Source organism: Microbacterium sp. UCD-TDU (genome assembly GCF_000340625.1).
Lineage (GTDB): Bacteria > Actinomycetota > Actinomycetes > Actinomycetales > Microbacteriaceae > Microbacterium > Microbacterium maritypicum.
Genome location: NZ_KB454448.1, coordinates 361572 through 375569, shown reverse-complemented (window position 1 = coordinate 375569; position 13998 = coordinate 361572). Strand labels below are relative to the sequence as shown.

Annotated in this window: 10 protein-coding genes; 4 read left to right on the top strand and 6 right to left on the bottom strand. The window is 67.5% G+C overall.

What is annotated here, in order from left to right:
- Positions 1–33: 33 nt before the first annotated feature.
- Positions 34–1455: a hypothetical protein gene (locus D514_RS37005; protein WP_017831468.1), complete on the top strand. Its 1422-nt coding sequence runs from the start codon at positions 34–36 to the stop codon at positions 1453–1455.
- Positions 1456–1541: 86 nt separating this feature from the next.
- On the opposite strand, the gene D514_RS37000 is transcribed toward D514_RS37005, so the two are convergent.
- From D514_RS37000 to D514_RS36985, 4 genes are all read right to left on the bottom strand, one after another.
- A complete protein-coding gene (locus D514_RS37000; protein ID WP_036323944.1) occupies positions 1542–2651 on the bottom strand; it encodes an acyl-CoA desaturase in 1110 nt (369 codons plus the stop codon).
- A 155-nt stretch (positions 2652–2806) separates the two neighbouring features.
- Positions 2807–3091, bottom strand: coding sequence for a hypothetical protein (locus D514_RS36995; protein WP_144053107.1), 285 nt, complete (start codon positions 3089–3091; stop codon positions 2807–2809).
- Positions 3092–3292: 201 nt separating this feature from the next.
- Complete coding sequence (locus D514_RS36990) at positions 3293–4249, bottom strand: hypothetical protein (RefSeq protein ID WP_017831465.1); 957 nt, start codon at positions 4247–4249, stop codon at positions 3293–3295.
- A 75-nt stretch (positions 4250–4324) separates the two neighbouring features.
- A complete protein-coding gene (locus D514_RS36985) occupies positions 4325–5509 on the bottom strand; it encodes a low temperature requirement protein A (protein ID WP_236611003.1) in 1185 nt (394 codons plus the stop codon).
- A gap of 309 nt (positions 5510–5818) precedes the next feature.
- On the opposite strand from D514_RS36985, the gene D514_RS36980 reads away from it, so the two are divergent.
- The 3 genes from D514_RS36980 to D514_RS36970 are packed head-to-tail and all read left to right on the top strand — an operon-like array spanning position 5819 to position 9679.
- Entirely contained in the window at positions 5819–7345 is a 1527-nt protein-coding gene (locus D514_RS36980; RefSeq protein ID WP_017831463.1) for a sugar transferase, read from the top strand.
- 4 nt (positions 7346–7349) lie between these two features.
- Complete coding sequence (locus tag D514_RS36975; protein WP_017831462.1) at positions 7350–8546, top strand: glycosyltransferase; 1197 nt, start codon at positions 7350–7352, stop codon at positions 8544–8546.
- Positions 8543–9679, top strand: a complete 1137-nt coding sequence (locus tag D514_RS36970) for a glycosyltransferase (protein ID WP_017831461.1) — start codon at positions 8543–8545, stop codon at positions 9677–9679. The genes D514_RS36975 and D514_RS36970 overlap by 4 nt, the downstream gene beginning before the upstream one ends.
- Before the next feature lie 65 nt (positions 9680–9744).
- Here the strand turns inward: D514_RS36970 and D514_RS36965 are convergent, their stop codons facing one another.
- Positions 9745–11055: a lipopolysaccharide biosynthesis protein gene (locus D514_RS36965; protein ID WP_017831460.1), complete on the bottom strand. Its 1311-nt coding sequence runs from the start codon at positions 11053–11055 to the stop codon at positions 9745–9747.
- 10 nt (positions 11056–11065) lie between these two features.
- Positions 11066–13822, bottom strand: a complete 2757-nt coding sequence (locus D514_RS36960) for a right-handed parallel beta-helix repeat-containing protein (protein ID WP_017831459.1) — start codon at positions 13820–13822, stop codon at positions 11066–11068.
- Positions 13823–13998 lie beyond the last annotated feature (176 nt).

Genomic DNA, 13998 nt, shown 5'->3' with positions numbered 1-13998 from the left:
CCGGTGTGGCCCCGCCAGAAAGGCAAGAAACCCATGAGCGAATCCCCCGGTACCTCCGACCGCGACGGCGAGCGCTCGCCGGACTTCTTCGACCAGCTGATCGAGACCGCGCCCCGCGAGCAGCAGGGCGCCTTCACCGTCGGCTTCCGCGGCTACGACAAGGCCGAGGTCGACGCGGCGCTGTCGGCCCTCCGCAACCAGCTCAAGCAGGCCGCCGCAGAGGTCGCAGAGGCCCAGGCCCGCGAAGAGGAAGCCGTCGAGGCGGTGCGGGAAGAAGAGCGCAAGGCTCGCGAAGCTCTCGAGAGCGAGCTGACGGCCGCGAACGCGAAGGTGTCCGACGCCGAGCAGCAGGTCGCCACCCTCACCTCCGAACTCGTCGACGCTCCGCAGCCGGACGGTGAAGAGGCTCCGTCGCGCCAGCAGTTCGAGGCGATCCTGCGGGTCGCCGAGGAGCAGGCGAACGTGCTCATCCAGAACGCGGCCGTGCAGGCCGACCGTCTGATGACCTCTGCCCGTGAGGAAGTGGCCGCGCAGCGCGCCGAGGCCGAGGCCGACGCCGAGCGGATCACCGCCCAGGCGCAGCGTGACGCGGATCAGGTGCGCCTGAAGATGGACACCGAGTACACCGCGCACGAGGCACGCATCGAGCGCGAAGCCGCGCACGCCGCGGAGAAGGTGAACCAGGCCGCGCAGGAGGCCACGGCGATCCGTACCGAGGCCGAGAAGGGCGCGGCCGCGCTGCGCTCGCTCGTCACGCGTGAGACGACCCAGCTGCGCGCCGATGCCGAGCGCGATGTGCGCGACATGAACGCCCGTGTGCTGGAGTTCGAGGAGACCCTCACCCGCCGCCAGGACGACGCGCAGCAGGAGTTCCTCGTGCTGCACAACCAGGCCGTCGCTCACGCGGAGCGGATCACCAACGACGCGAACGAGCAGGTCACGGCATCGCTCGAGCACGCCCAGCGCATCTCGGCACGCGCCGAGGACTACGAGCGTCTGACGCGCTCGCAGGCGCAGGCGATCGAGGCCGAAGCTCAGGTCCGCGCTCGTGAGACGCTCGAGCGTGCTCGCGCCAAGGCCCAGAAGATCGTCGACTCGGTCACCGGCCACACCACTGCGGTGCTGCACGACGCCGAGGACCGCACCCGTCAGCTGCGGTGGCAGCAGCAGCAGCTGACGAGCTTCATGGCCGAGGTGCGCGAGCTGATCCGTCCTGACGGGATCTTCTCCGACGACTCGCTGCCCACGGAGATCACCGGAGCGGACGCACCCGCCGCGCCCGCGCCCGCGCCCGCGCCCGCGCCCGCGCCCGCGCCCGCGACGGTCATCGCCGACGAGGTGCCGGAGGAGACCTTCCTCGGCGACGAGGTGCTCGAGGACGAGCTCGACGACGACCGCCCGCTCGAGAAGATCACGATCGACGTGGTGGAGACCAAGAAGAAGTCCTCCAAGTAGACCCACGAACGACAGAGGCGCGAGCAGGGATTCCTGCTCGCGCCTCTGTGGTTCCCGGACTGATCAGGCCCGGTGATGTCTGGGGGCTACCCCCGGCCGAACTGCGCGACTGCCGGGCAGTCGAAGGGATCTGCTCCGGCCGAGAGTCCCACCCGATTCAGGTACTCGATGACGATCATGTAGGACCGACCGAGGCTGGTCTCCGTGTAGGGCACGTCGTTCGCGGCGCAGTAGTCGCGCACGATCTCCCGCGCCTTGGCGAGGTGCGGTCGCGGCATGCTCGGGAAGAGGTGGTGCTCCACCTGGTAGTTGAGGCCGCCCATGAGCCAGGTCGTCCACCAGCCACCGCTGATGTTGCGGGAGGTGCGCACCTGCTTGGTGAAGAAGTCGAGACGGGCGCCGGGCTCGATGATCGGCATCCCCTTGTGGTTCGGCGCGAACGCAGCTCCCATGTAGACGCCGAAGACCGCGAACTGCACGCCCATGAAGGCGAAAGCCATCCCGAGGGGGAGCATCATGAACACGGGCACGAGGATGAGGGCGAACCGGAGCGCGATGATGCTGAGCTCGGTCCAGCGTCCCTTGACGTTCTTCGTCGTCATGAGGTACTTCAGGCCGAGGAAGTGGAGGTTCAGCCCCTCGAGGGTGAGGAGCGGGAAGAAGAGCCACCCCTGCTTGCGGGTGATCAGCTTGATCAGGCCCTTCGCCTTGGCGGCGTCCTCCTCGAGGAAAGAGATCGTGTCGACCTCGATGTCGGGGTCCTTGCCGACCTGGTTCGGGTTTCCGTGGTGCTTGGTGTGCTTCGAGTCCCACCATGAGTAGCTCATGCCGATGCTGGCGATCACGATGCGCGCGAGCTTGAAGTTCGCAGGCCCCGTGGTCAGGATCTGGCGGTGCGCGGCCTCATGCCCGAGGAACGCGATCTGCGTCAGGACGATGCCGAGCCCCGCAGCGATCAGCAGCTGGAACCAGCTGTCGCCGAGAAGGATGAAGCCGGTGATGAGGCCACCGAGGGCCACGGCGATGCCTGCGGCCACGAAGACGTAGAACCACTGGGTGCGCTGAAGCAGGCCGGTCTCCTTGACCACCTGCGACACCTGCTTGTACGCCTGGGCCATGGGCGGGAAGTCCGCATTGCCGGAGTACGTCTGACGAATCGGGCCCAGCGTTGCCGCGGTCGGTTCGATCTGTGTGATGGAGATAATCTTCTCCTGACGTTCGGAGCCCTCGAGCTGTGGAAGCCCAAGGCAGATGCCCAACGCTTACCTCACAGTAGCCCCGCCCACATGCGCCTTCGGGAATACATCCGCACCCCTTGACGGACACGTTCGTTGTGCGTGAATCGCTGATTTCAGGCGCGGGCGCGGCGGGTGCGGCGACGCCAGGCCCGTGGCAGCATCGGCGGGAAGACGGGCCCACGCCGGGAAGGCTGGTTCGCGTCTTCGAGCGCACGGAAGGCGTCATCGAGCGAGTCGAAGACGCCGAGCTCGGCGCCGTGGTTGTCGCGCACCAGGTGCGCGCTGCCGTCGAACTCGACGAAACCGGCGAATTCGCCGCCGCGCGTCGCGACGTGCACGTCGGTGTCGGCCTGCTTCCAGGTCAACGGATCGGACGGGGGAAATGTGGTGGTGCTCATGGTCATGCTCATTGCTGTGTGGCGGACACGCGTGGCGCTCCGCAAGATGTGAGACCGAGGGCGGATTCCGCACGCATCGATGTGCGCGGTCCGTAATGGCCCTGATCAGTGGCGACGTGGCGGCCGAGAGGGGCGATGCACACACGCTGCTCAATCAGCATAGCAGACCGACCCTCCCGGCCCCCAATCCGCGGTTTCAGCTCAGCTCGACGGCGGCCGGCCCCCGCCGCCAGCCCCGCCCTGGCCTCCGCCCGCAGCCGGGGTGGTCGCCGTGTCGACGCCCACCACGAGCGTGGCCGAGTATCCCTCCTGCACGCTTCCGGTGACGGCGGCCACCTGCAGGACACCGGAGTCATCGCCGAAGACGTTGTCGCTCGCGAGCGTGATCTGCGAGAGATTCCTCGCGGAGCCGTCATACGCAGCCTCTGCATAGACCGCCGCGCACGCCGCCTCGGGAATGGCCAGTTGCGACGTGGCGATGGCAGCGCTCGAGTCGGTGATCGAGGCCACATCCGGGTACACCTCGAAGTGGATGTGCGGCCAGCGGCCCGAGTAGCACCCGGGGAACACCGAGGTGAACGACACTCTGCCATCGGCATCGGCGACCTGCACACCGCGCAGGTAGGTGACATCCTCCAGCCCGGAGGAGTACATCGAGTACTCGCCCTGCGCCGTGCAGTGCCACGCGTACACCGCGACGCCCGCGAAGGGGACTCCCCCATTCGCGAGATCGATCACCTGCAACGCGAACGTGAGGGGAACACCGTCGGCGGTCGCGCCGCCGTCGATCGACGAGCGGATGTCCTGGCGGACGATCCCCGAGTCCTCGAGCACATCGGGACCGTTCGATCCGTCTCCCGGGTAGGGCCCTGCCGTCTCGTCGGGGATCTCGCCGACGCTCACGGCATCGTCTCCTGAGGCTCCCGACGTCGTCGTCGGCGTCGGGCTCGCCGACCCGGCCGATGTCGACGGCGCGCAGGCCGCGAGCACGACGGCGCCGAGGCCCACACCCGCGAGCCCGAGCACACCGCGCCTGGTCACCAGCGTGCGGATGTCGAAGGCGGCCCCCTGATCGACGATCTCCTCATCGCGTCGATCGAGCAGGCGCCCCTCGTACGCGGGACCATCGGGGGTCTGGGTGGGTTCCGGAATACTCATGATCTGTCTCCTCCTCGACGGACTGTTGCGTGTCCTCAGCGTCGCGGAGCTTCCGATCAGGAGACTTTGCCCAACCTATGCCTTGTCTATGCGCGAGGACGCGACCGGGGGGCGGAGCACCAGCACGACCACAATGCCGACGAGCACCAGGGCAGTGAGCGCGACCGGGATCGGCAGGACCGGATCGAGCAGCACCAGCACCGCACCCGAAGGCACCACCGTGTTCACGACACGGTCGGCGTTCTCGCGGATAGCGATCCACCAGATGGCGAGGAGGAAGATCGCGATCGGGATCGTGACGGTGAGCGATGCCGCGATGCTCGACAGATGGCTCTTCCCGGTCAAGACGTCGAGCTCCACCTCGATCCCGGCGGAGAAGGCGGCCGCCGCCCCGAACACGAAGTAGTGCGTGTAGCCGTAGCGGAGCGAGCGTCCGAAGCTCGTGATCGCGCGCTGGTGCGGCGGCCAGAAGTAGATCCACCACAGCGACGCCGTGACGACGAGGGTGAGCACCGAGATGGCGATCAGCGGCCCGAGGCTCTCGACCTTGTCGAGCGCGTCGATGATCGCGTTGGCGGAGGCGAGCAGGCTCTCTCCGAGCACGATGAGCGTGAACAGCCCGTAGCGCTCGGTGATGTGGTGCGGATGCCACGGAGTCTGCCTGCGATACTCGGCGAACACCGGGACGCTGATCTCGGCCAGCACGAAGAGCACGAACGCGACGATCTGCAGCGGGCCCGCCGGGATCAGCAGGAACAGGATCCACAGCACCTGGACCGCGGCGATGCCGAGAGCGTACCGACGCGTGGCCGACCGCAGGGGGCCTGCCGACCGTGATGCCCGCAGCCATTGCGTCACCATCGCGACGCGCATCACGACATAGCCGAGGACGGTGAGGGTGAAGTCGCCCTCGTTGAAGGCCCTGGGGATGCCCGCAGCCAAGACGAGGACCCCGCCCATCTGCACGAACGTCGTGACCCGATAGAGCCAGTCGTCCGTGTCGAACGAGGTGGCGAACCAGGTGAAGTTCATCCAGGCCCACCAGATCGCGAAGAACAGCATCGCGTAGGAGGTGATGCCGTGCAGGAAGTGCCCCTCGCTGAGCGCATGGTGCAGCTGCGCGGAGGCGATGCTCACGGCCACGACGAAGACCAGATCGAAGAAGAGCTCGAGCGGGCTCGCGGTGCGGTGCGGCTGAGAAGGATCGCGTGGCAGCATCGGTCGAAGCTGGAAGCGCGGAGTGTCTGTGTTCACGGTCACCGCGACAGAATAGCCCCCACTCACGGGCATCTCGCAGCTTTCTTTCTTCCATTCATCAGATTTACCTTCCCGTGGCGACGATGTTCCGCTACAGTGGTCAAGGTCTGCAGTGCCTGCTGTCAGCGATCATCGTTTGGGACGATGAGAACGCACTCCGTGATGTGGGAATCACGGGGAGTTTCAGCAGGACCCGAGGGGTCGGGACGCAGACGAAAGCCGTGAACGTGGGGTTCATGGTCTGGGGAAACTGGGGAATCACATGTCGCACTGGGGTTTTTTGCGTACATTCACGGCTCATGAGGCTTCGGCATGACTTCGGTCGAGGATGCCCTGAGCATCGCTCGTACCGGCTTCGTACCGGTCGCAGCTCCGCGAGCCACCAAGTCGGTGACGCGCACGGTGGTCACACCGCGCCCTTCAGCGACTCTGGAACGGCGCCGTCAGTGGGAGCGTCGCTATCGGATGCGGCTGCGGACGACGGATGCGGCCGTCATCCTGTTCGCGATGGGTCTGACGGCAGCGGTCGAGCTGGCCACCGGCGTCTCCGTGCCCGAGGTCCTGCGCGACGGCATCCCGCTCGCCGCGCTGTGGTACCTCATGCTTAGCGCGCTGCACACGCGGGACGCCGCGTTGTTCCGCGCCAGCGCCACCGAGTACCGCGGCGTCGCGCATGCCACCGGACTCGCCTTCGGGATCATCGCCATCGTGGCGGTCCTGCTCGCATGGAAGTCGATGCAACTGACGCTGCTGCTGGGGCTGCCCGTCGGTGTGCTGACGCTTCTGGTGACCAGGTGGCTGTGGCGCCACTGGCTGCAGAAGCAGCGTGCTCAGGGGAGGTTCGCCTCCCGCACCCTCGTCGTCGGCAACAGGGACGACGTGGAGTACGTGGTGCGGACGCTGCACCCGATCGGCGCGTCCGGGTACCAGGTGGTGGGCGCGACGCTGCTCGACGGCAATGCGCGCGACATCGTGATCGACGACACGAGGTTCCCGGTTCTGGGGAACGTGAACTCCGTGTCGTCGGTCGCCGCCGAGGTCGGCGCCGACACGATCATCGTGGCGAGCCGCCCCGAAGGCGAGCCGGAGTTCGTCAAGCAGCTGAGCTGGCAGCTCGAAGGGACCGCTGCCGAGCTCGTGCTCTCCAGCCGGCTCACCGACGTCGCGGGTCCGCGTATCTCCTTCGCGCCCGTCGAGGGCCTGCCGCTGATCCAGGTGCAGATCCCGACCTACGAAGGCGGACAGCACCTGCTGAAGCGGGCGCTGGACGTCGCCGTCGCTACGCTCGCGCTGATCCCGATCGGCCTGCTGGCGCCTGTCCTCGCGCTGCTCATCAAGATGGACTCGCCCGGTCCCGTCTTCTTCTTCCAGGAGCGCGTCGGCCGTGACGGCCGCCGCTTCAAGATGGTCAAGTTCCGTTCGATGAAGACCGACGCCGAGAAGCAGCTCGCCATGCTCAAGGAGCAGAACGAGGGCGCAGGTCTCCTCTTCAAGATGAAGGACGACCCTCGCGTCACCCGTGTCGGCAAGGTGCTGCGCAAGCTCTCACTCGACGAGCTGCCGCAGTTCTGGAACGTGCTCATCGGCGACATGAGCGTGGTCGGTCCTCGACCGCCGCTGCCGAGCGAAGTCACCGCCTACGACGGCACCGTCTTCCGTCGCCTGTACATCAAGCCCGGGATCACCGGCCTGTGGCAGGTCTCCGGACGAAGCGATCTCTCCTGGGACGAGAGCGTGCGCCTCGACCTGCGATACGTCGAGAACTGGTCCGTGATGAACGACCTGCAGATCATGTGGCGTACCGCCAAAGTCATGGTGCAGCCCAGCGGGGCATACTGATCGGATGAGCAATTCGAACCGCCTCACCATCGCGATGGTGGGGACCCGAGGAGTGCCCGCGGCATACGGCGGTTTCGAGACCGCCATCGAAGAGGTCGGACGCCGACTCGCGGACCGCGGTCACGACGTCGTCGTGTACACCCGCGGTTCCGAGCGGCGCGAGAAGGAGTACCTCGGAATGCGGGTCGTGCACCTTCCCGCGGTCCCCGTCAAGCAGATCGAGACGCTGAGCCACACAGGGCTGTCGGCTCTGCACCTCATGTTCCGACGCCGGCCCGACGCGACCTTCGTCTTCAACGCCGCCAACTCGCCGTTCCTGCCTCTGCTCCGGATGCGCCGAGCACCCGTCGCACTGCACATGGACGGGCTCGAATGGCGACGCTCGAAGTGGGGACCGCGCGGCAAGGCCTACTACCGCTGGGCCGAGCAGTTCGGGGTGCGCACCGCTGATGCTCTCATCGCCGACGCACCGGGGATCGCCGACTACTACCGGCACCAGTTCGATGTGCCCACCGAGCTCATCCGCTACGGCGCCCCCATCCTCGATCAGCTGCCCGAGCGCGGAGTCGCCGAGATGGGCCTGGAACCGGGCGGATACCACCTCGTGGTGGCCCGGTTCGAGCCGGAGAACCATGTGCTCGAGATCGTGGAGGGCTACCGTGACAGCGACGCGAAGCTACCTCTCGTGGTGGTCGGCTCCGCACCGTACAGCGCGGGATACACCCAGGAGATCGAACGCGTGGCCGATGGTGACGACCGGATCCGGCTCGTCGGAGGCGTGTACGACCAGGAGCTGCTGGACGCGCTCTATGCGAATGCGCTCACCTATGTGCACGGCCACTCCGTCGGCGGAACCAACCCGTCGCTCCTTCGCGCGATGGGTGCCGGAACCGCCGTCATCGGCTTCGACGTCCCCTTCAACCGAGAGGTGCTCGACGGTAACGGTTGGTTCTTCTCCGGTGCTTCCGACGTCGCCGAGCACGTGGTGTCGGCAGAGGCCGACCCGGCGTCGACCGAGGCCCGAGCCACGGCCGTGCAGGAGATCGCGCGCACCCGGTTCCGCTGGGACGACGTCGCCGACGAATACGAAGCACTCGCCCATCGCATAGCCGAACGCGCGACGATCCACCCCTCCGCTCGACGGGCACGTCGCCGGTCGACGGACTGGGTCCCCGCGCCTGCCGGGTCGGGGGCGCGATGAGCAGCGAGAGCAAGAAGCACACCGTTCTGCTCGTGCATCCCGGCGCGGAGCTGTTCGGCTCAGACCGCATGCTGCTCGAGAGCGCGATCGGACTCGTCGAGGCGGGAGCACGCGTGGTCGTGGCTCTCCCGAGTACCGGACTGCTGGTGAACGAGCTCCGCCGCGCCGGCGCCGAGGTCGTCATCGTGCCGATGCTCGTGCTGCGCAAGGTCCTGCTGACGCCACGGGGCCTGCCGAAGCTGTTCCGCGACACGTTCCGCGGCCTGGGCGCCGCGTGGCGCCTGATCGGACGCGTGCGCCCCGACGTCGTCTACGTGTCGACGATCATCATCCCCGAATGGCCACTGATCGCACGATTGCGGGGCACCCGGTCGGTGAGCCACGTCCACGAGGCAGAGGCGTCGGGCAACCGCCTCGTCAACCGCATCCTCTACTCCCCTCATCTGGCCTCCCACCGCACGCTGGTGAACAGTCGCTTCAGCCTGGATACCATCCGGACTGCGCTCCCGGCCCTCGCGCATCGGTCGCACGTGGTCTACAACGGTGTCGCCTCTCCTGCGCAGCCGATGTCTCCCCGTCCTCGCACCGAGGGTCCGCTCCGTGTGCTGTACATCGGACGGCTCTCCCCCCGCAAGGGACCCGACCTTGTGATCGAGGCCGCTGCCCGGCTGCACTCCGCCGGGCGCCCTGTGGATGTGACCCTCCTGGGCGCCGTCTTCGAGGGGTATGAGTGGTTCGAGCGCGATCTGCGCGCGCAGGCCGCAGAAGCCGGGGTCTCCGTCGACTTCGCCGGATTCCACACCGACATCTGGCCGTTCCTCGAGAAGACCGATGTGCTGCTCGTGCCTTCGCGCATCGATGAGCCTTTCGGGAACACCGCCGTCGAGGGAATCCTCGCGCTGCGCCCGGTGATCGCCAGCGACAGCAGCGGTCTTCGGGAAGCGGCAGGCGGCTACGGCACCGCGAAGCTCGTCACCGCGGGCGACTCCGCTGCGATCGCGTCCGCTCTGACCGACATCGACACCCGCTGGGACGAGATGGTGTCGACCGTCGCAGACAGCCGTGGTGAGGCCCTTCGCCGTCACGCGCCCGAGGTGTACCGCTCCAGCATCACCACGCACCTGCTGGGCTGACGCCCGCGTGCGGGACTGACTCCCCCACCCATCCGGCACGGTTGCCACGGTCGCGCACCGCTCGGCTAGACCTGCTCGAGGTCTCCGACGGTCAGTCGCTTCTTGTTCCGGACGATGTAGATCGAGAACGGGATCAGCTGGCAGACGACGAGCGCGAAGGCGACGCCGATCAGCGGTCCCGCGATTCCCAGCACGGGCGTCAGCACGAAGGAGAGCGTGATCCCCACGGCGGCCATGCTGAGGGTGGGGATCACCTGGAAGCGGATGCCCGGCTTGTCCATGATGAACATGCCCAGCGGATACACCGCCGCGGTCATCATGATCATCAGACCGAAGGCGAAGATCGTGCTGGGACGCACAGTCAGCTCGCCCTGCGTGATGAACCCGAACAGCCACGGACCCACGAGCCACACCATCACGGTGGCGAGTCCGATGGCGACGGCGAACAGCGCCGAAAGCAGGAACGGCCCCCGCCGGAGGTCGCCATCGTGCCGGCTCTTGGCGAAATGGGGCCAGAGTGCGAGGCCGCCCGCCATCACCAACCCGTTGAGGGCGAAGAAGACCTGTCCGGCCACACCGTACTCGGCGACGTCGGTGGGGCCGCCCAGCTGTGCGATCACGTACCGCTGGGAGCCGACCGCGATCGGATAGGTGACCATCTGCGCGAGCATCGGCCAGCCGACATCCATCACCCGCACTCCCGGGTACCGCCGGGGCCGCAGGACCATCCGCGCGGCCGAGGGGATCAGGGGCGACGTGGTGCGCGCCGTGATGAGGATTCCGAGCACCGAGACGAGGAAAGATGCCGCGAAGGACGCGATGGCCACGAAGGAGTGCAGGTTGTCGCCGCCGAACGTGAGCATCAACCAGACACCGGTCATGGTCAGCGGAGAGATCAGCCCTTGGAGGAGGATCACGATGTGATTGCGGCGCTGCCCCAGCATGATCCGCGCCCAGACGCCGAGAGGGATGCCCAGGCAGAAGATCGTCACGCAGTAGAACGCCGCCAGCGAGGCGCCGGGGCGTCCTCCTGCCTCACCGAACACCAGCTCCCAGGCCCCGGTGAGCACCAGGATGGTGTTGATCGCCATCGCCGTGGCAGCGAACATGAGCAGCACGCGCCCGACCGACGTGAGCTGGTAACGCAGCTTCTCATCCGTGCGCACGTTCTCACTCGTCGCGACGGCGTTGACCAGCACCGCCCCACTGCCGAGGTCGGTGAAGGTCAGCAGCGACGGGATGGTCGTCAGAAGCGTGTACAGGGCGAAGCTGTCGACGCCGGCACCGCCGATGATCATCCGGGTCGTGAGGACGCCGCAGACCAGCGCGATGACCATCGTCAGCGCACGCGCGCCGACAGCGAGAAGAGAGCCCATACTTACATCGTCACCGGGGCAGAGCCCCCAGCGCCGTGCCGTTGCCGGGGAGTCGCGATACTGAGGCGATATCAGACGGCACCGGAACCGCCACGGATCCCTGTGCGGCGGCGTACGCAGGCAGCAGCGCATAGCCACCGTCGACCACCGGCGCACCCTCGACGAACTGCGAGCGCCGATCCTGGCCCGTCGCGGCCGTGAAGGCGGCGAGCGTGTCGGTCACCGCAGGGTCTCTCGAGACAGAGCCCTTCGACCACGCGGAGAACCACCTGGGGGTCCCCGGCGACGTGCGGTGGTAGAGGTTGCCCTCGACGCTCGACACCATCTGGGAACCGGTGTACTGCAGCGAGAAGTCCTGCACGCAGACCAGGCAGTTGCCGGCGCTCTCGGCGATGACGTTGTTCGACATCACCACGTTGCGCACGATCCACGAGGCCTGTGGCGCGTACCGGGTCCGCGGGTCGTGGCCCGGGGTGTTGGGGTCGGAGGCGCGGCGGGAATCCATCCCGATGCTGATGTTGCGGTTGCCGTTGCCGACGAACGTGTTGTTCCAGATCTTCACGTTGCCGGAATTCAGCACGAACAGACCGAATTCGCCGTTGCGGGCGATGACGTTGTCGGCGACGACGGCTCGTTCCGAGAGCTCGACCATGACGCCGTGACCGGTGTTGCCGATCACGTCGTTTCCGGTGAATGCGACGTCGAGCACGGACTCGTCGAACCATGGGCCGCGCCCGTCATTACCGGTGAACGCGCTGTCCTTCACCGTCACCCCGCGGGTACGCGTGACCTTGAAGGCTCCCGACACCGGCGAATGATTGAAGTGCTCGGCGTTGTTGCCCACCGAGAGCATCTGCGTCACCGTGAGTCCGTCCGCCTGCGACGCACCTCCGCCGAGCAGGCCGTTGCCGATCAGCGAGACGCGCGTCAGCGTGGTCGCCGGCGCCCAGGAGTAGAAGCCCGTGGTCGAGTTGTCGCGAATCGTCACGTCGGTGAGTGAGACGTTCGGGGCGGCTGCGACCACCGTTCCCATCTGCGGAACGCTGGTGGCGTACCGGCGCACTCCTATTCCCCGGACCTCCGACCCCGCCGAGCGGATCGAGAGAGCCTGCGTGAGCACGCTCGCTTCGACCGACTTGCCCGTCGGGTTCGTGCCGATCACCAGACGCTTGGCGGAGTCATCGACGAAGAAGGTGCCTTCTTCGACCTGCGATGCGGAGGCCACCTCGCGCAGCTGCACGCCCGCGACCCAGATCTGGTCGGGGTGCGCGGCCATCGGGTGGGCCGGGTCAACGAAGCGCCAGTCCGCCGCCGTGTTGTCCGGAGCACCCTTGGTGTACGTCGGGCTCGCGTCGAGAGCCGTGTTCCAGCCGTCGACGACCCACGCGCTTCCCGAGGCCTTCCAGCCGGTGACCGGCTTCGCACCGTCGAGCCACACCGACTCGTTGGGAGCGGGTTGGATGGTGACCCGCTTCTGCGCAGGCACCACGATCTCCTCGTGATAGGTCCCGCCGCGAAGGACGATCGTGCCTCCGTTCGGGACGACCCGCAGCGCGGCAGCGATCGTCTTGACGGGCGAGTTCTTGGTCCCCGACGCTCCGTCGAATCCTGCGGGGGCGACGTAGACGGCCGTTGCAGGGGCGTCATAGGAGAGCGTTCCCGGCGCCTTGGCACCGGGTTCGCCACGCACACCCTCCGGCGTGACCGGGGGTACCGGCTCCGTCACCGGGGGCGCCGGCGTGGGAGTCGGAGTCGGGGTGGGCGTCGGAGTCGGCTCCGTCGTGGGCTCCGGCGACGGCTCGGTCGTGGGTTCCGGCGACGGCTCAGTCGTCGGCTCCGGCGACGGCTCAGTCGTCGGCTCCGGCGACGGCTCAGTCGTCGGAACCGGCGAGGGCTCAGTCGTCGGCTCCGGCGACGGCTCAGTCGTCGGCTCAGGCGACGGCTCGGTCGTGAGCGCGGGGGTGGTGAGGGTGACGTCGTCGATGCCGACCGGCACAGCGGTGCGGGCTCCTGAGGACGTGTAGAGCGCGAACGCGTAGCCGCCTGCGGCCTGGATGCGGGCGTCGGAATCGTCGGTGTACGTCACCTGCCAGTCGCTCGGCTCGGCAGCGCTCGACTCCCAGGCCTTGGCGCCCAGCTCCACAGGACTCGCACCGGTGACGCTGAGCGCGACCGTCATGGTCGTGCCGCTCGTCACCGTGAGGGGGAGCTTGCGCTCGCTGAGGTGCTGCACACGCATGAGGTCGGAGAGCCGCACGATCGACACATATGCCGAGCCGTCGGGATGAACGCGCACGCGCACACCATAGGAGTCGCCACCGGAGACCCGAACCGCTTGAGAGAGGTAGAGCGGCCCTCCGACGGGAAGCTCGGGCACCGTCAGCGAGAAGCGGCTGTCCACGTCGCCCGCAGCGACGCCGTCGAGAGTGGCTCTGGCGGTGATTCCCGGCTTGCGGCTGGCGAGCTGGGCCTGTTCGCCCGACACGCTCGCCGTGCCTTCCACCACACGCCATGCGCCCTCAGGAGACGAACCCCATCCCGAAACGACCGTGCGATCCATGTCGTCGTCGATGACCGGGGTGTCGGTGGACGCCGCACGCTGGGAGAGGGGCGCGGCGTCGTCTGCGAGCGCCGACGCGGGAACGGCCGTCAGCGCGGCGGTGACCGCCAGGACAGCGCTCAGTGCGCCGGCGAGAACCCTTCGAGGGTGCCGGTGAGGCGGAGTGGAGGTCTCACGTGATGCGAGATCGAGGAACGGAGTGGACACGATGTCACCGTCTTCTGGGGCAGATTCATGATCACCCCGCATCTCCGCCGCAGTTTAAACCCCGGCAGCAAAGAGCGAGTCCCCCTCGCAACTCATGAAGAATACCCGGCTACCCGGGCAAAGACAAACGGACACAGCGTCTCACCGATATGCTGCGCTGCTGCGTCTTCCGAGCC

What these genes read in the sequence shown, in the direction of transcription:
- D514_RS36990 (WP_017831465.1), bottom strand. Translation starts at nt 4,249, where the DNA reads ATGAGTATTCCGGAACCCACCCAGACCCCCGATGGTCCCGCGTACGAG.
- D514_RS36980 (WP_017831463.1), top strand. Translation starts at nt 5,819, where the DNA reads ATGACTTCGGTCGAGGATGCCCTGAGCATCGCTCGTACCGGCTTCGTA.
- D514_RS36975 (WP_017831462.1), top strand. Translation starts at nt 7,350, where the DNA reads ATGAGCAATTCGAACCGCCTCACCATCGCGATGGTGGGGACCCGAGGA.
- D514_RS36970 (WP_017831461.1), top strand. Translation starts at nt 8,543, where the DNA reads ATGAGCAGCGAGAGCAAGAAGCACACCGTTCTGCTCGTGCATCCCGGC.
- D514_RS36995 (WP_144053107.1), bottom strand. Translation starts at nt 3,091, where the DNA reads ATGAGCACCACCACATTTCCCCCGTCCGATCCGTTGACCTGGAAGCAG.
- D514_RS36965 (WP_017831460.1), bottom strand. Translation starts at nt 11,055, where the DNA reads ATGGGCTCTCTTCTCGCTGTCGGCGCGCGTGCGCTGACGATGGTCATC.
- D514_RS37005 (WP_017831468.1), top strand. Translation starts at nt 34, where the DNA reads ATGAGCGAATCCCCCGGTACCTCCGACCGCGACGGCGAGCGCTCGCCG.